The organism is Roseomonas sp. 18066 (assembly GCF_902706185.1).
Classification (GTDB): domain Bacteria; phylum Pseudomonadota; class Alphaproteobacteria; order Acetobacterales; family Acetobacteraceae; genus Pseudoroseomonas.
The window spans coordinates 1-16,563 of sequence record NZ_CACSJM010000081.1 but is presented as its reverse complement, the minus strand read 5'-3'; the positions used below and the strand labels follow the sequence as shown (position 1 = coordinate 16,563).

12 protein-coding genes are annotated in these 16,563 nt (G+C 70.9%); 2 read left to right on the top strand and 10 right to left on the bottom strand.

Features of this window, described 5'->3' with window-relative positions:
- Positions 1-71 precede the first annotated feature (71 nt).
- Together GVN67_RS16860 and GVN67_RS16855 are read right to left on the bottom strand one after the other, a co-directional pair.
- On the bottom strand, positions 72-908 hold the full coding sequence (locus tag GVN67_RS16860) for a hypothetical protein (RefSeq protein ID WP_159998042.1): 837 nt from the start codon (positions 906-908) through the stop codon (positions 72-74).
- Between the two features lie 4 nt (positions 909-912).
- The gene (locus tag GVN67_RS16855; protein ID WP_159998040.1) at positions 913-1,818 is read right to left on the bottom strand and encodes a polysaccharide deacetylase; all 906 of its coding nucleotides are present in this window, start codon (positions 1,816-1,818) and stop codon (positions 913-915) included.
- A 240-nt stretch (positions 1,819-2,058) separates the two neighbouring features.
- Here GVN67_RS16855 and GVN67_RS16850 point away from each other — a divergent pair, with 240 nt between their 5' ends.
- Positions 2,059-3,474, top strand: a complete 1,416-nt coding sequence (locus GVN67_RS16850) for an amidase (protein WP_159998038.1) — start codon at positions 2,059-2,061, stop codon at positions 3,472-3,474.
- Between the two features lie 54 nt (positions 3,475-3,528).
- Here GVN67_RS16850 and GVN67_RS30090 read toward each other — a convergent pair whose 3' ends face one another.
- Positions 3,529-6,147, bottom strand: a complete 2,619-nt coding sequence (locus tag GVN67_RS30090; RefSeq protein ID WP_159998036.1) for a response regulator — start codon at positions 6,145-6,147, stop codon at positions 3,529-3,531.
- Positions 6,148-6,293: 146 nt separating this feature from the next.
- Here GVN67_RS30090 and GVN67_RS16840 point away from each other — a divergent pair, with 146 nt between their 5' ends.
- Positions 6,294-7,472 (top strand): M20 family metallopeptidase, encoded by a 1,179-nt coding sequence (locus GVN67_RS16840; RefSeq protein ID WP_159998034.1) that lies wholly within the window; start codon positions 6,294-6,296, stop codon positions 7,470-7,472.
- Between the two features lie 251 nt (positions 7,473-7,723).
- Here the strand turns inward: GVN67_RS16840 and GVN67_RS16835 are convergent, their stop codons facing one another.
- The 7 genes from GVN67_RS16835 to GVN67_RS16805 form a co-directional block, all read right to left on the bottom strand.
- Positions 7,724-9,301 carry a hypothetical protein gene (locus tag GVN67_RS16835; RefSeq protein WP_159998032.1) on the bottom strand — a complete coding sequence of 526 codons (1,578 nt, stop codon included), beginning with the start codon at positions 9,299-9,301 and terminating at the stop codon, positions 7,724-7,726.
- A gap of 162 nt (positions 9,302-9,463) precedes the next feature.
- The gene (locus GVN67_RS16830) at positions 9,464-11,107 is read right to left on the bottom strand and encodes an NAD(P)/FAD-dependent oxidoreductase (protein ID WP_159998030.1); all 1,644 of its coding nucleotides are present in this window, start codon (positions 11,105-11,107) and stop codon (positions 9,464-9,466) included.
- 319 nt (positions 11,108-11,426) lie between these two features.
- Positions 11,427-12,563 carry a DegT/DnrJ/EryC1/StrS aminotransferase family protein gene (locus GVN67_RS16825; protein WP_159998028.1) on the bottom strand — a complete coding sequence of 379 codons (1,137 nt, stop codon included), beginning with the start codon at positions 12,561-12,563 and terminating at the stop codon, positions 11,427-11,429.
- Between the two features lie 84 nt (positions 12,564-12,647).
- Positions 12,648-13,649 (bottom strand): NAD(P)-dependent oxidoreductase, encoded by a 1,002-nt coding sequence (locus GVN67_RS16820; protein ID WP_159998026.1) that lies wholly within the window; start codon positions 13,647-13,649, stop codon positions 12,648-12,650.
- A gap of 223 nt (positions 13,650-13,872) precedes the next feature.
- Complete coding sequence (locus tag GVN67_RS16815; protein ID WP_159998024.1) at positions 13,873-15,159, bottom strand: dicarboxylate/amino acid:cation symporter; 1,287 nt, start codon at positions 15,157-15,159, stop codon at positions 13,873-13,875.
- A gap of 324 nt (positions 15,160-15,483) precedes the next feature.
- Positions 15,484-15,843: a RidA family protein gene (locus GVN67_RS16810; RefSeq protein WP_159998022.1), complete on the bottom strand. Its 360-nt coding sequence runs from the start codon at positions 15,841-15,843 to the stop codon at positions 15,484-15,486.
- An 86-nt stretch (positions 15,844-15,929) separates the two neighbouring features.
- Positions 15,930-16,563 (bottom strand): metal ABC transporter permease (locus GVN67_RS16805; RefSeq protein ID WP_159998020.1); only part of this gene is annotated, 634 nt, incomplete at its 5' end.

Below are 16,563 nucleotides of genomic sequence, written 5' to 3'. Positions count from 1 at the left end.
GCGGCGGGGATTAGCGGCGCTGCATGGCAGCGGCTTTACGGTTGCGTGACAGTCGGAAGACAGCGCGGTGTTCAGCCCAGCGCGCGCATCTTTCCGCCCGGTCGAAGCCCGTCGAGCGCCTGTCCGGCGATCCAGCGCGCCGCCGCGCTCGCCAGGGCCAGGCCGTCGGGCCGGGACTCGCCCGGCACCCCGGCCGGCACCGCGAGGGCCGCGAAGGCGCTGCGCTCCAGCTCCTGCCAGGCGATCAGGCTGGCCTCCCCCGGCGGCAGCGCGGGCAGCGCGCCGGCGGCCAGGGCGTCGACCATCCAGGCGCCCCCGGCCGGCTGCGCCACGACCAGCTTTGTCGGCAGCTTCTGCGCGCGGATCTGCACGGCGGCGGCGGCGGCCAGGCCCCCTGCCCCCTCGGCCACCACCAGCACATCCGGGATCTCGGCTGACAGAAGCTGCGCCACCTGCCAGCGCTGCGCCTGCATGACGTCGCGCGGCGGCTCGGCGAAGCCGGGCCAGGCGGTGTCGGCCAGCAGCAGCGGATGCTCCTCGCCGGTCGGCACCGCGACGCTGCCGGCGCCGCAGCGCCGGGCGGCCACGGCCACGCCTGCCTGGAAGCCCGCGCTGCCGGCCACCGCGATGGTGACGCCCTGCAGCGCCGCGGCATGGGCCCCCGCCAGCAGGTCCACGGCGGCGGCCGCCAGCACCGCGCCGCGCCGGGCGAGCTCGGCCGCCAGCAGCCGCGTCACCGCATGCGCCGCGCCGATCCAGGGGTCGATGGCGCCCCCTGCCGGGTCCGATGGCGGCGCCCAGCTGGCGATCGCCGCCGAGGCGCGGCGGAAGCCGGATTCCGGCAGCACCACGATCCCCGGCACGCCATGCCGGGGGTTGGGCTGGAACCGGAATCCGCTGTCACTCACAGGATCAGAGCCCGCCTTGCTGCTTGCACCAGGCCGCGATCTCCTTGTGGGTCGCGAACCAGACGCCCTCATGCCCCTTGATGTAGTCGACCACGCGGTCGAGCAGGGAAATCCGGCTGCGGTGGCCGATGACATGCGGATGCATGGTCAGCAGGAACATGCCGCCCTCGGCATAGGCGCCGTCGAACTCGGCCTTGAAGATCTCCTCCACGGCGGAGGGCGGCGTGTAGGGCCGCAGCGCCGAGAAGCGCAGCATGTTGAAATAGACCGCGTCGTCGCGGATCCATTCCGGCGGCAGCTCGACGATGCCGGTGGGCTGGCCGTCGACGGTCAGCTCATAGGGCTCGTCATCGGCCATCAGCGAGCTGTCATAGAGCAGCCCCATCTCGCGGATGATCGACATGGTGTCGACCGAGAAATCCCAGCTGGCGGTGCGGATGCCGACCGGCCGCTGGCCCGAGACTTTTTCCAGCGTCTCGGCCGCGCGCAGGGTCAGCTCGCGCTCCATGCCCGGCGGCAGCGTGGTGTTGGCCTCGTGGATCCAGGAATGGATGCCGATCTCATGGCCCTCGTCGGACACCGCCCGCACCTCTTCCGGATGCAGCAGCGCCGAGACGGCGGGGTAGAAGAAAGTCGCGCGGGCGCCATGCTTGTCCAGCAGCCGGCGGATGCGCGGCACGCCCTGGCGCGCGCCATACTGGCCCTGGCTGATGCGCATCGGGCTCTCATCCGAATCGCGCAGCGGGATAGTCTCGTGGTCGGCGTCGAAGGACAGCGCCACCGCGCAGCGCGCGCCATTCGGCCAGGCCTTGGGCGACAGGCTGCGGCCGCCATAGGCGCGGCCGACGATCTTGCGCCAGGTCGGCTCGTCCCATTCCCAGGGTTTTTGGGTCGCGGGTTGATCGGCCATGCGGGTCTCCTTGAGCGTGATGGCTTGAGGTGGAATCGCCGACAAGCCTGAATCACGCGATCAAACAAAGTCCTGGAGCATGCCGTCTTCGATCTTCCGAAGACGGCATGCTCCAGGCGGCAAAGGGGCCGCACTCTGCGCCCTCGATCTGCCCGCGCCAAGCAGGGCAGCCCGCCCTTTCCTCCGCGCCCCCGCGGCGCCATCTTGCGGCCAACGGCCCTGACCCTTGAGAGCGCGCGCATGTCCGATACCGATCCGGCCCAGATGTCGGCCGAGCAGCTTCTGTCCCTCTATGCCAGCCGCCGCCTCTCCCCGGTCGAGGCGCTGCAGGCGGTGCTGGAACGCGTCGCCCGCTACAATCCCTGGGTCAACGCCTTCGCCACGATGAACCCGCGCGCGCTGAAGCAGGCCGGCGAATCCGCCACCCGCTGGGCCGCCGGCCGCCCGATCGGCCCGCTCGACGGCGTGCCCGTCACCATCAAGGACCTGCTCAACGTCCAGGGCCTGCCCACCCGCCGCGGCAGCAAGACCACGGCCGCCACCCCGGCCGCCGAGGACGCGCCCGCGGTGATCGGGCTGAAGACCGCCGGCGCCGTCATCCTGGGCAAGACCACCACCACCGAATTCGGCTGGAAGACCCCGGGCGACTGCCCGCTGCACGGCATCACCCGCAATGCCTGGAACCCGGAGCGCACCGTGGGAGGCTCCTCCTCCGGCGCGGCGGCGGCGGGGGCGGCAGGCTTCGGGCCGCTGCATGTGGGCACGGATGCCGGCGGCTCGATCCGCATCCCGGCCGCCTATTGCGGGCTGGTGGGGATGAAGCCCAGCTACGGCCGCATCCCGCAATGGCCGCATTCCGCCTTCGGCCAGGTCTCCTGCGCCGGGCCGATGACGCGGACGGTGCGCGACGCGGCGCTGATGATGTCGGCCATGGCCCGCGCCGACAGCCGCGACCCCTATTGCCTGCCCGACGACCCGCGCGACTGGCGCGCTGGCCTGGAGGACGGCGTCGCCGGCCTGCGCGTCGCCGTGGTCCGCAGCCTGGGCTTCGCCGCCCCCGTCGATGCCGAGGGCGAGGCCGCGGTGCAGACCGCCGCCCGCATCCTGGCCGAGCACGGCGCCATCGTCGAGGAGGTCGACCCGGTCCTGCCCGACACCCGCGCCATCTTCGGCCGCGTCTGGGGCGTGGCCCTGGCGCGCCTGGTCACCACCATGGCGCCCGAGAAGCGCGCTTTGCTCGACCGCGGCCTGGAAGAGGTCGCCGAGCGCGAAGGGGCCATGTCCGCCATCGACTACCTGGGCGCCGAGGCGCTGCGCACCGAGGCCGCCCACGCCATGGCCGCCTTCCACGAGACCTACGACCTGGTGCTGTGCCCGACCACGCCGACCGCCGCCTTCGCCGCCGACATGCCCACCCTGCGGCCGACCGAGGCGCTGTGGCGGGACTGGGCGCCCTGGACCTTCACCTTCAACCTGACCCGCCAGCCGGCCATCACCGTGCCGCTGGGGATCGACGAGGAGGGCATGCCAAGGGGGGTGCAGTTCGCGGCGGCCCAGCACCGGGACGAGCTCTGCTTCCGGGCGGCGCGCGTCATCGAGAAGGCGGTCGCGGTGCCGATGGCCAGGCCTGAGAGCTGCCATCACCACCATCACTAAGCCAAGCAAGGCCGGGGGGAGGTATCCCCCCGGACCCCCTTCTATTTCTGTCAATCAGCCGCGGGTCTTCACCCACAGCGCCTTCAGGGCGCGCTCCAGCTGCAGCATCGCGAAAGGCTTCCCCAAAAAGCCCAGGCCGTCGGCCAGCTCGGCCGGCAAGGTCAGGGAACCCTCGGCATGGCCGGTGGCCAGCATCACCGGCAGGCCGGGATGCAGGCGGCGAGCCTCCACCGCCAGGGCGATGCCATCCATGCCGGGCAAGGTCAGGTCGGTGATCAGCAAGGCAGGGCGCGCATTCTTGCCCAGCCAGGCCAGCGCCGTCTCCGCCTTGCCCGCCTCGGCCGGCACCAACCCCATGATCTCGACCATCTGTACGAGGTTCATCCGGATCAGCGGGTCATCCTCGACCACCAGCGCGGCCGAGCCCTCTGGCCAGCCGATCGCCGTCTCCTCCCCCGGACCGGTCGCATCGCCCGACCCGCCGCCGGTCGCCGCGGCGGCCAGCAGCCCGGGCTCCGGCGCGGCGCCCAGCGCGCGGCGCAGATGGCGGGCCAGGTCTTCCCGGCGATAGGGCTTGCTCAGCAATTGTACGTCCTCGTCCAGCCGGCCGTCATGGATGATGGCATTGGCGGTATAGCCGCTGGTATAGACCACTTTAAGCCCGGGCATCATCTCCTGCGCCCGCCGCGCCAGATCCCGTGTCCTGATCGGGCCCGGCATCACCACGTCGGTGAACAGCAGGTCGACCTGCGCGCCGCTCGACAGCACCGTCAGCGCCGCCTCCGCCTGGCCGGCCCGCAGCACGCGATAGCCCAGGCCCTGCAGCATCTCGACCACCGCCTCGCGCAGCTCGGCATCGTCCTCGACCACCAGGATGGTCTCGTTGCCGCCCACCACCGGCCCCTGCGGCGTGCCGCCCAGCAGGTCCTCGGCCCGGCGTGACCGCGGCAGGTACAGCTTCACCGCCGTGCCCTGGCCGACCTCGCTGTACAGCTTCACATGCCCGCCCGACTGCTTGACGAAGCCATAGACCTGGCTGAGCCCGAGCCCGGTGCCCTGCCCTTCCTCCTTGGTGGTGAAGAACGGCTCGAAGACCCGCGCCGTCACCTCGGGGGCCATGCCGGCGCCATTGTCGCTGACCGCCAGCATCACATACTGCCCCGGCTCCACCTCCAGGTGGCCGGCGGCGTAGTCCTCGTCCAGCGCGGCATTGGCGACCTCGATGGTCAGCCGGCCGCCCTCCGGCATGGCGTCGCGCGCGTTCAGCGCCAGGTTCAGCAGCGCGTTCTCCAGCTGGCCGGGATCGACCTGGGTGTTCCACAAGCCGCCCGCCACCACCGCCTCCACCGCGATCCGCTCGCCCAGCGTGCGCCGCAGCAGGTCGGTCATCTCCCGCACCAGCCGGCCGGGATTGACCACCCGCGGGTCCAGCGGCTGCCGCCGCGCGAAGGCCAGCAGCTGCGCCGTCAGCCGCGCCCCGCGCGCCACGCCCGAGATCGCATGCCCGAGGTGCCGCCGCCCGGCATGCTCGGGCCCGAGGTCGCGCCCCAGCATCTCCAGATTGGCGCTGACCACCTGCAGCAGGTTGTTGAAGTCATGCGCGACGCCCCCCGTGAGCTGGCCGATCACCTCCATCTTCTGCGTCTGCCGCAGGATCGCCTCGGCCTGGGCGCGGCGGGTCACGTCGATGCAGGAGATGACGAAGCCGCCCTCCGGCATGGCGTTGCGATAGACCTCGAGCTCCCGCCCCGCCTGCGACAGCGACACCTGCTGGCCGCTGCCGCCCGGCCCCCGCATCCGGTCCGGCGCCGCCAGCACCGGCGGGTCGCGCCGCCGGTCGATCGCCAGGAAGGCCGAGAACGGCGTGCCGAGCGCCGCCAGCGCCAGCGGGAAGTCGAGCAGCGTGAAGAACTGCCGGTTGCAGGCCACCAGCCCGCCCGCGGCATCGAAGGCGACGACGCCATCCTGGATATGGTCCAGCGTCGCCTGCAGCACCGCGCCCTTCTCGGCCAGCGCCACCTCGGCGCCGCGCAGCCGCGTGTTGCTGCGCAGCAGCAGCATCGCCCCCGCCGCGATCACCGCCAGCGACAGCACGATGCCGGCCAGCGCCGCCAGCAGCCCGGCATCCTGGCTGCGGTCGGCGGCCTCGACCTGCTGGCCCAGCGCCGCCTGCTGCTCGGCCAGGATCGACTCCACCGCGCCGCGGATGGCGAACATCAGCTCCCGCCCGCGATCGGTCTGCACCAAGGCGCGGCCGGCGGCGAAGCCCAGGTTGCGGCTGAGCGTCAGGCTTTCGCCGAGCTCCGCCATCTTGTCCTCGACCAGGCCCTGCAGCCGCTCCGCCCGCGCCCGCTGCGCCGCCTGGCCGGCCAGCAGCTGCGCCACCTGCCGCAGCAGCACCGGCACCTGCCGCTGCGCCGCCTCGTAGGGGCCGAGATAGCTGTCGCGCTCGGTCAGGATATAGCCGCGCTGCCCGGTCTCCGCGTCCTGCACCGCCGAGAGCAGCGCGCGCGTCACATCGGCCACCTGGAAGCTGTGCCACACCGCCTGGCGATTGGCCTGCAGCTGCGCCGAGACATGGCTGGCCACCAGCAGGCCCAGCGAGCCCGCCAGCAGCGCCAGGGCGACGGTCAGAATGGGCCACGGTCTGCCGCCGGGCTTTCCTCGCCGCATCGCCGTCGCTCCTCTCGGTCTGAGACCCGCTGCATACCGCGTGGCCCGGCCCGGCGCCATGCCGCCATTTCTCGCTGGCCCCCGGGCTTCACGGCCCGGGCGAAAGCCGTCAGGCTGCGCCCCCCATCGCCAGGAGACCCTGCCCCATGAGCACCGAGACCCGGATCACCGAATGGCTGGCCACCCAGCAGGCGGCCATGCTGGCCGAGCTGGAAGCCATGGTGAACATCGACGGCGGCAGCTACGACAAGGCCGGCGTCGACGCGGTCGGCGCCCGCGTGAAGGCCTTCTGCGACCGCTACCAGATCCCCGTCGAGACCATCGCCGGCGCCAGGCACGGCGACTGCCTCCGCGCCACCCTCGCCGGCGGCGACGCCACCGCCAGCGGCAATGCCCGGCAGAACATCGTGCTGATGGGCCACCGCGACACCGTCTTCCCGAAAGGCGAGCCGGAGCGCCGCCCCTTCAAGGTCGAGAACGGCATCGCCACCGGCCCCGGCGTCTGCGACATGAAGGCCGGGCTGGTGCAGAACCTGTTCGTCATGGCCGCCTTCGCCCAGTTCGGCGGCGCGCCCGGGCCGCTGGTCGGCCTCTTCACCGGCGACGAGGAGATCGGCTCCCCCGAAGGCCGCCCGGTCATCGAGGCCACCGCCCGCACCGCCCGCGTGGTGTTCAATTCCGAGCCCGGCCGCCCCTCCGGCGCCGTGGTCACCGGCCGCAAGGGCGGCGTCTTCATGGTGATGGACATCGAAGGCAAGGCCGCCCATTCCGGCGGCAACTTCGAGGCCGGCATCAGCGCCATCGAGGAGCTGGCCCGCAAGATCCAGGCGATCCACGCCCTGACCGACATCCCGCGCGGCATCACGCTGAATGTCGGCCTGGTCTCCGGCGGCCAGTCGGTGAACACCGTGGCACCCTGGGCCCAGGGCCAGATCGACCTGCGCTACATCCACCCCGAGGACCGCGACGACATCATGGGCCGCATCCACGCCATCGTGGACAAGGCCCAGGTCCCCGGCACCCGCGCCAGCCTGACCATCCGCGGCGAGTTCCTGCCGCTGGCGCAGAACCCCGGCACCGACGCGGTCTTCGGCCTGTACAAGGCGGCGGCGGCCGAAAGCGGCTTCGAGACCATGGGCGAATTCGCCGGCGGCTGCGCCGATAGCGGCTTCACCGCGGCGGTGGGCGCGCCCACGCTCTGCGCCGTCGGGCCCGTCGGCGGCAAGGCGCATAGCCCGGAGGAATACCTGGAAGTCGCCTCCCTGGTGCCGCGGGCGCAGGCCCTGGCACGGGCGATCCTGAAGCTGGATAGCGCCGGGATCTGAAGAGAAGACAGGCGGAAGGCTGGGGGAATGAATTCCCCCAGACCCCCATCTTCTTTTTGGGGTGACTGCCGTGTCCAGGTGGGGACGGCGGGCGAAACGGCCCCGCGGCAGCGCGACCTGTGAGCGAGCGCTGATGTTATGAAAACGGCGTCCCGCCGTGATGCCCGCGCGACGGCGCGGATGAGGCGCAGGTCACATCACGGCCGGTGAACAGAAAAAAGAAGGGGTCCAGGGGAATTCATTCCCCTGGCCTACCCCAGCCCTGCTGAATCCCCGCACCCTTCGCCTTGACGACGATAGACCTGCAGCCCGTCGACGACCGCGATCTGCCGGTAGCGCGCCCAGATCGCCGCGAAGCCGGCATTGGCCTGGGACAGGATGGCCGGGTAGTTCATCGCTTCGCCGCGGCGGTCGACGACCACCAGGTCCGGGCAGCCTTCCATGAAGTCCTGCACCACCCAGTGGCGGATCGGCCATTCGTCGGGGGCCACGCCGCCATCCTGGCGGGCGCGCCAGATCTCGCCGCGCAGCGCCCACATCGAGTCGAAGCGCGACGCCCAGGTGACGTTGGTGTTGTTCACCACCGGGAAGCCCAGGCCGATCCACTCGGAGAAGGCCATGTAGCTGCGCACCTTCTCGCGGCGGATCAGGCGCTCCAGCCGGACTTCGGTGGTCTGGTCAGGCTCGACGGCCAGCACCAGCCGCTCATAGATGCGCACCGAGGTCTGCTGCACGTAGAGGGTCAGCGGGATCATCGCCAGCGCCAGCAGCGCCATGCGGAAGCGCAGGCGGGGGCCGCGGCGCAGCGCCACGTCGGCGCACCAGAAGACCAGGGCGAAGGTCACCGCCATCAGCGCCGGGATGCGGTGGTAGAACCAGTTCTTGCCGTCCATGAACATGGCGACCGTCGCCGCCGCGGCGAAGGCGGTCAGCACCAGCATGACGCCCGACGCCGCGCCGCCGCGGTCGGTGCGCCAGGTCAGCACCAGGCAGGTGGCCAGGCCCAGCAGCAGCACCCAGGATTCGCGGGCCAGCTGCAGCGGGCCGGTGTCGGTGCCGCCATAGAGGGTCAGCGCCAGCGGCACCGCGCGCTCGATGAAGGCGGGGACGAACCAGACGATGCTGGCCAGGTACAGCAGCCCGGCGATGCCGGCGACCAGCGGCGCCAGGCGGATGCGGAAGCCGCGATGCAGCCAGCCGGCGAGCTCGATGGCGCCCAGGCACAGCACGTAGCGCGGCTTCAGCGCGACGCCGAGGCCGGCCAGCACGCCGGCGCCGAGCGACATGCCGAGCGAGGCCTTCTGCCCCTCCAGCGTGCGGATCAGCAGCGCCAGGTGCGGCAGGACCGCGATGACCATCAGGTGCTCGCGCTGGCCGAACTCGACGCCGGGCATGACCAGCAGCACGCTGGCGATGGCGGCGAAGGTGGCGGGGCGGTGGGCGAAGACCGGCGAGGTGCCGCGCAGCAGCCCGGCCACCGTCCAGGCCGAGCCCAGCGCGGCGGCAGCGATCATCGGCAGCGCCACCTGCTTCGAGGTCAGCCCGGTCAGGTCGGCCAGCATCACGGGGATGGCGCTGAGCCAGATGATCAGCGGCGGATTGACCTCGACCAGGTCGATATACAGCTCCTGCCCGCGCAGCCACTGGCCGGCGACCCAGAGCAGCCAGGCCAGGTCGTCCTTCATCGGCGCGCGCAGCAGGGCGAAGAGCACGACGGCCAGGGTGACGGCGACGATGCCGAGGCAGATGACGCTGCGGCGGAGCTCCGCGCCGAGGCGCGGGCGGCCGGGCGCCAGGCCCTGCGGCGCCTCTGGGAAGCTGAAGCTCAAGCGATACCCCCCTCACCCTCGGCCGGGGGCAGAAGCCGCCGCCGTGACCCACCGAGGCTCACCTCGCATTTTGGTGAGAATGCGGCAAATCCGGTGCCGAAGCGAGGCCGAAGCTGGAATTTCATTCGCTTTTCGGCCGGCTTCCACGGGGTGAAATACGGCTCAGGCGGCGCTTTTCAGCCCCGCCGGCAGACCCAGCATGCTGCGCGCCACGGCCTCGGCCATCTTGATGCCGTCGACCCCGGCCGAGAGGATGCCGCCGGCATAGCCCGCGCCCTCCCCGGCCGGGAACAGGCCGCGGGTGTTCAGGCTGTGGCCGTCTGCGCCGCGCTTGACCCGGACCGGGGACGAGGTGCGCGTCTCCACCCCGGTCATCACCGCATCCGGCCGGGCGAAGCCCTTGATCTGGCGGTCGAAGACCGGCAGCGCCTCGCGGATGGCGGCGATCACGAAGGGCGGCATGAAGGCGGCGAGGTCGGTCGGCGTCACCCCCGGCTTGTAGCTGGGCTCGACGTCGCCGAGGCTGGTCGACGGCCGCCCGGCCAGGAAGTCGCCCACCGTCTGGGCCGGCGCGCGATAGTCGCCGCCGCCGGCGACGAAGGCCGCCTGCTCCAGCTTCCGCTGGAAATCCATGCCGGCCAGGACATGCTCAGGATAGTCGCGCTCCGGCTCGATGCCGACGACGATGGCGGCATTGGCGTTGCGCTCGGCGCGCTGATACTGGCTCATGCCGTTGGTGACGACGCGGCCGGGCTCGCTGGTGGCGGCGACCACCGTGCCGCCCGGGCACATGCAGAAGCTGTAGACCGAGCGGTTGTCGCTGCCATGGTGCACCAGCTTGTAGTCGGCCGCCCCCAGCAGCTTGTTGCCGGCCGAGGGCCCGAAGCGGCACTCATTGACCATGCGCTGCGGGTGCTCGATGCGGAAGCCGACCGAGAAAGGCTTGGCCTCCATGTAGACGCCGCTGGCCAGCAGCGCCTCGAAGGTGTCGCGGGCGCTGTGGCCGATGGCCAGGACCACGTGGTCGGCCTCGATCGTGCTGCCATCCGCCAGCGCCACGCCGCGGATCTGCCGCGCGCCATCGCCCGCGGTCTCGACCAGGAAATCGGTCACCCGGCTGCTGAAGCGGTATTCGCCGCCAAGCTGCTCGATCTCGGCGCGCATATGCTCGACCATCTGCACCAGGCGGAAGGTGCCGATATGCGGCTTGGAGAGGAACAGGATCTCCTCCGGCGCGCCGGCGCGGACGAATTCCTCCAGCACCTTGCGGCCGTGGTGCTGCGGGTCCTTGATCTGGCTGTAGAGCTTGCCGTCCGAGAAGGTGCCGGCGCCGCCCTCGCCGAACTGCACGTTGGATTCGGGGTTGAGCTCCGACCGGCGCCACAGAGCCCAGGTGTCCTTGGTGCGCGCCCGCACCTCCTTGCCGCGCTCCAGGATGATCGGCCGGAAGCCCATCTGCGCCAGCACCAGCCCGGCCAGCAGGCCGCAGGGCCCGGCGCCGATCACCACCGGGCGCCGCGCGTCGCCTGCCGCCGCGCGGCCGACGAAGCGGTAGCGGGTGTCCGGCGTCGCCCCCACATGCGGGTCGCGGGCGAAGCGGGCCAGCACCGGCGCCTCGTCGCGCAGCGTGACGTCCAGCGTGTAGATCAGCAGGATCGCGTGCTTCTTCCGCGCATCATAGCCGCGGCGGAAGACTTGGATGTCGAGCAGCTCGGCATCGGCAATGCCCAGGCGGTCGATCACGGCCTGGCGCAGCGCCTCCGGCGCATGGTCCAGGGGCAGCTTCAACTCGTTCAGTCGCAGCATCGGGGGGTTTCTATCCACCAGGGTGAGCGATGCGGGGGCGTATAGCGAGGAAGCCAAGGGAAAGGCCAGGGGGAATGAATTCCCCCTGGACCCCCATCTTCTTTCTGATGACCGGCCTTGGGCAGACCTGCGCTTCACCGGCACCGTCGTCAGAGCATCACGGCGGGGCGCCATCATACAAAAACAGCGCGACCCGAAAGGTCGCGCTGCTGATTGGCCGTTTCACGTACCGTCTCCAGGTGGACACGGCAGTCCGAAAGAAAAAAGATGGGGTCCAGGGGAATTCATTCCCCTGGCCTGCCCCTGTCCTTCCCTTGAATTACCCCGCCACGATCCGCAGCGCCGCGCAGACCGTCTCCACCTGGGCGTCGCTCAGCTCCGGGAAGATCGGCAGGCTGAGCACCTCGCGGCTGGCGGCCTCGGTCTCGGCACATCCGGCCGGGCCGACCGGCGTGCGCCCGACATAGGCGCCCTGCAGATGCACCGGCACCGGGTAGTGGATGCCCGAGCCCACGCCCAGCGCCCGCAGCCGGGCCGCCATCTCGTCGCGCTCGTCGCTGCGGATGACATACTGGTGGAAGACATGGCCGGCGCCGGGGCGGCGGACGGGCGGCGCGATGCGGCTGCCGGCCAGCGCCGCGTCATAGGCGTCGGCGATGGCGCCGCGGCGGGCATTGCCGGCGGCCAGCAGCGGCAGGCGCACCCGCAGCACCGCGGCCTGCACCTCGTCCAGCCGGCTGTTCACGCCGATGCTGTCCGACAGGTAGCGGTGCTTCCAGCCATATTGGCGGATGGCGGCGATGCGGTCGGCCAGCTCGGGGTCGGCGCAGGCCAGGATGCCGGCATCGCCCAGCGCGCCCAGGTTCTTGGTCGGATACAGGCTGAAGGCGGCGGCATCGCCCATGGTGCCGACCACCTGGCCGTCGATGGTCGCGCCATGCGCCTGGGCGCAATCCTCGATCACATGGACGCCGGCGGCGCGGCAGGCGGCCATGATCGGCGTCATGGCGCAGGCCTGGCCGTAGAGGTGGACGGCGATCACGGCGCGAATCGGCGGCAGGCCCGGCGGCGGGTCTTCCAGCACGGCGGCCAGCTCGTCGGGGTCCATGGTGTAGGTGTCGGGGTCGATGTCGAGCAGCAGGGGCGTCGCGCCCACCATCTCGATGGCGGCGACCGTCGCAACCGCGGTGTGCGAGACGGTGGCGACCGTCATGCCCGGGCCGATGCCCAGGCCGCGCAGCACCAGCATCAGCGCGTCGGTGCCGTTGGCGCAGCCGACGGCGCGCGGCAGGCCCAGCCATTCGGCGAATTCACGCTCGAAGGCGGCGCCCTCGGCGCCCAGGATGTACCAGCCCGAGCTGAGCGCGCGCTGCAGCGCCGCATCGATGGCCGGCTGCTGGGCGCGATAGGCGGCGCCGGGGTCGGCCTGCGGGACGGTGATCACGGGCATGTCCATCTGCCCATCTCCTTGGTACCGGTCGCCATCTGGGGGCGCGCTGGCTGGTTGTTGTCAGGCTTGGTCGTGTCAGGCTTGGTCGAGTCAGGCGTAGTCGGCGAGACGCGGGCGGAACCAGTCGAGGCTGCGGCGCAGCCCCTCCGCCAGCGGAACTTCGGGCGCCCAGCCGGTGGCGGCGCGGAAGGCGCTGTCATCGGCGTGGAAGCTGCCGATGTCGATCGGCGCGCGGTCGGCGGGGAATTCCTTGGTGACGAAATTCCCGCCGCCATGCGCGGCGACGGCGGCCTCGGCGAGCTGGGTCAGCGACACCGGCGGCGCGCCGCCGATGTTGAAGGCCTGGCCGGCGCAGCCGGGGGTCACGGCCGCGGCCAGGAAGGCGGCGACCACGTCGTCCAGATAGGCCAGGTCGCGCAGCTGGTCGCCGCCCCAGACCTCGAAGGCATCGCCCTCGAGCAGCCGGCGGAACCAGATGCCCAAGAAGGTCTGGCGGGCGTCGCGGATGCGCAGGCGCGGGCCATAGCAATTGGTCAGCCGCAGCGAGACCACCGGACGACCATGCACACGGCCTTCCATCAGCCAGTACTGCTCGCCCGCCAGCTTGGACACGCCATTGGCGTCGGGCGGGTTGATCGGGTGCTTCTCGTCGACCGGCAGGTAGCGCGGGCGGCCGTAGAACTGCCGGGTCGAGGCATGCACCACCACCGCCTGCGGCGAGCCGGCCCGGAGTGCCGCGATCAGCCGCAGCTGGGCATGGCCATTGGTCGCCAGGTCGCCCAGCGGGTCGATCATCGACCCGGCATGGCTGGTCTGGGCGGCCAGGTTGAAGACGGCGTCCAGCCCTTCGGTGAGCGGGGCGAGCTCGGCGTCGCGCAGGTCGGCCTCGACCAGGCGGATGCCGCTGCCGGCCAGGTTGGCGCGGTTGGCGCCGCCCTCGGGCAGCATGGCATCCAGCGCGGTGACCTCGGCGCCCAGCCCGGCCAGGGCGTGGCACAGCCCGCTGCCCAGGAATCCGGCGCCGCCGGTGACCAGGACGCGCTTGCCTTGCCAGGGGAAACTTGTGCTCGGGGGCAGCTCGGAAGCGGGCATTGGAGGAAAGGAATCTCTCGTGGAGGCTAGAAGCTGTCCCGGCATTGCGGCGGAAGCGCGGCCAAGAGGGGGCCATGCCGGGGCGAGCATGCCCGGTTCGCGCCCCCAACGGAAGCCGCGATCACGAGCCCGCGAGATTTCTTTCGGCAGTTGAAAACGAACGAGAAAAAAGGCCAGCGGACCCTGGTTCCGCCGGCCTGGCCCGGGTCTCGAATCGGCGGCGTCAGGCGGGCTTGGCGGCGTCCTCGGGGCGCGGGCCGGCGGCCAGCTCGCGCTGCAGCTGGTCGCGGTCCAGCTCGCCTTCCCAGCGGCTGACGGCGACGCAGGCCACGCCATTGCCGACCAGGTTGGTCAGCGCCCGGCACTCGCTCATGAACTTGTCGATGCCGATCAGCACCGCCAGCGCCGAGATGGGAATGTCCGGGATCACCGACAGCGTCGCCGCCAGCGTGATGAACCCCGCCCCGGTCACCCCCGAGGCGCCCTTCGACGTCAGCATGGCCACCAGCAGGATGGTCAGCTCCTGCCCGAGCGTCAGCGGCGTGTTCGTGGCATAGGCCAGGAACATCGTCGCCAGGGTCATGTAGATATTGGTCCCGTCCAGGTTGAAGCTGTAGCCCAGCGGCACGGTCAGGCCCACGACCTGCGGCGCGCAGCCCAGCCGCTCCATCTTGCGCATCACCTGCGGCAGCACGCTCTCGCTGCTCGAGGTGCCGAGCACGATCAGCAGCTCCTCCCGGATGTAGTTGAGGAAGCGCAGGATCGAGAAGCCGCAGAACCGCGCGATGCTGCCCAGCACCAGCAGCACGAACAGGATCGAGGTGATGTAGAAGGTCGCCACCAGCTCGCCCAGCCGCAGCAGCGAGCCGATGCCATACTGCCCGATGGTGAAAGCCATCGCCCCGAAGGCGCCGACCGGCGCCGCCTTCACCACGATGCGCACGATGCCGAAGAAGATCGCCGTCAGGTGGTCGATGGCATGCGCCGCCGGCACCCGCATCTTCTCCGGCAGCGCATTGATGGCGAAGCCGGTCAGCACCGCCAGGAACAGCACCTGCAGCAGGTCGCCATTGACGAAGGCGCCGAAGAAGGTGTCCGGGATGATGCCCATCAGATGGGCCACCACGCTGTCGCCCTCGGCCTTCTGGGTGAAGCCTTGAATGGCGCGCGCATCCATCTGCGACGGGTCGATGTTGAAGCCCGAGCCGGTCTTCAGCACCTTCGCCACGATCAGCCCGATCGCCAGGGCGAAGGTCGAGACCACCTCGAAATACAGGATCGCCTTCAGGCCGACGCGGCCCACCTTGCTGGCGTCGCGCACGCTGGCGATGCCATGCACCACCGTGCAGAACACCACCGGGGCGATCACCACCTTGATCAGCTTCACGAAGGCGTCGCCCAGCGGCTTCAGCGAAGCCCCGGTCGCCGGGTACAGCGCGCCCACCAGCACGCCCAGCACGATCGCGATCAGCACCTGCACATACAGCAGGCCAAGCCAGCGCCTCAGCATGGTTCCAGTCCTTCGATACCGGGTCGCGAAATCCCCCGGCGGCAGGCAAGCTCCGCCCCCCGCCGCCCGCGCGGCCTCCGCCACGGGCATCCTGGAACAGGAAACATTGCTGCTTTGGAGGACGTCTCGCCTGCCGGTCCGGAAACCCCGAGCTGCGGCATCCGGCACGCCTAACGCCGCCGCCGGCGCCGCGTCATGTCGCAATGCCATGAAAAACCCCCTGGCCAGCTGGCCAGGGGGCAAAAACACTCTCTTATACAAGACCCTGCGGGCTTTCTGGACGAAGGGTTAATTCCCCGCCACCCGCCCCGGGCACGCCCGATCTCAGGCCTTGGCCAGCGCCACGCCGGTGATCTCGACCTTCCAGCGCGGATTGACCAGCGGCGCCTGGATCGTCATCCGCGCCGGCTTGTGCGCGGTGTCCAGCCAGGCATCCCAGGCGCGGTTCATCAGCGGCGCATCGGCAATGTCGGCCAGCACGATCTGGATCTGCAGCAGCGAACGCTTGTCGACGCCCGCCTCGGCCAGCAAGGCATCGATCTGCGCCAGGATGTCCTTGGTCTGGCCCTCGGCATCCAGGCTGTCATCGTCAGCCACCTGGCCGGCCAGGAAGACAAAGCCATTCGCCACGGTGGCGCCGGACAGGCGCTGCTCTTCGGCAAGACGGACGATGGGAAGGGTCATCAGGCAAAACTCCAAAAGGACGGAGCAAGCCTAGAGCAAAGGCTGGGGGAATGAATTCCCCCAGACCCCCATCTTTTTTCTGGTCCTCAGCCCGCGAGATGACCGCGGCGCACGAAACGGAACAGCAGCCCATCCACCGGGCCACATGCGACGGAAAACACCCAGAAGCCGCCGGCCACCAGCACGATCGCCGGGCCGCTCGGCAGGTCCACATGATAGGACAACAGCAGGCCCAGATAGCTGGAGACCAGCGCCACGGCGGCGGCCACATAGGCCAGCCCGCCCACGCTGCGCGCCCAGTACCGCGCCGCCACCGCCGGCAGCATCATCAGCCCCACGGCCATCAGCGTGCCCAGCGCCTGGAAGGCGGCCAGCACGTTCAGCACCAGCAGCCCGAGGAACACCATGTGCCACAGCCCGCCCCGCGCGCGGGCGGCGGCGGCGAAGCCCGGGTCGAAGCATTCCAGCACCAGCGGCCGCCAGGCGAAGGCCAGCACCACCAGCGTCACGCTGGCGATCCCGGCCATCATGAACAACGCCGGGTCATCCACCCCCAGCACGCTGCCGAACAGCAGATGCGACAGCTCCACCGACCCGGCCCGCGTCGAGATCAGCGTGACGCCCAGCGCCAGCGCCACCAGGTACAGCGCCGCCAGCGCCGCATCCTCCCGGCCGCCGGTGGCCCGCGAGATCGCCCCGGCCCCCAGCGCCACCCCCAGC

What these genes read in the sequence shown, in the direction of transcription:
- GVN67_RS16855 (WP_159998040.1), bottom strand. Translation starts at nt 1,818, where the DNA reads ATGGCCGATCAACCCGCGACCCAAAAACCCTGGGAATGGGACGAGCCG.
- GVN67_RS16850 (WP_159998038.1), top strand. Translation starts at nt 2,059, where the DNA reads ATGTCCGATACCGATCCGGCCCAGATGTCGGCCGAGCAGCTTCTGTCC.
- GVN67_RS30090 (WP_159998036.1), bottom strand. Translation starts at nt 6,147, where the DNA reads ATGCGGCGAGGAAAGCCCGGCGGCAGACCGTGGCCCATTCTGACCGTC.
- GVN67_RS16840 (WP_159998034.1), top strand. Translation starts at nt 6,294, where the DNA reads ATGAGCACCGAGACCCGGATCACCGAATGGCTGGCCACCCAGCAGGCG.
- GVN67_RS16830 (WP_159998030.1), bottom strand. Translation starts at nt 11,107, where the DNA reads ATGCTGCGACTGAACGAGTTGAAGCTGCCCCTGGACCATGCGCCGGAG.
- GVN67_RS16825 (WP_159998028.1), bottom strand. Translation starts at nt 12,563, where the DNA reads ATGGACATGCCCGTGATCACCGTCCCGCAGGCCGACCCCGGCGCCGCC.
- GVN67_RS16820 (WP_159998026.1), bottom strand. Translation starts at nt 13,649, where the DNA reads ATGCCCGCTTCCGAGCTGCCCCCGAGCACAAGTTTCCCCTGGCAAGGC.
- GVN67_RS16815 (WP_159998024.1), bottom strand. Translation starts at nt 15,159, where the DNA reads ATGCTGAGGCGCTGGCTTGGCCTGCTGTATGTGCAGGTGCTGATCGCG.
- GVN67_RS16810 (WP_159998022.1), bottom strand. Translation starts at nt 15,843, where the DNA reads ATGACCCTTCCCATCGTCCGTCTTGCCGAAGAGCAGCGCCTGTCCGGC.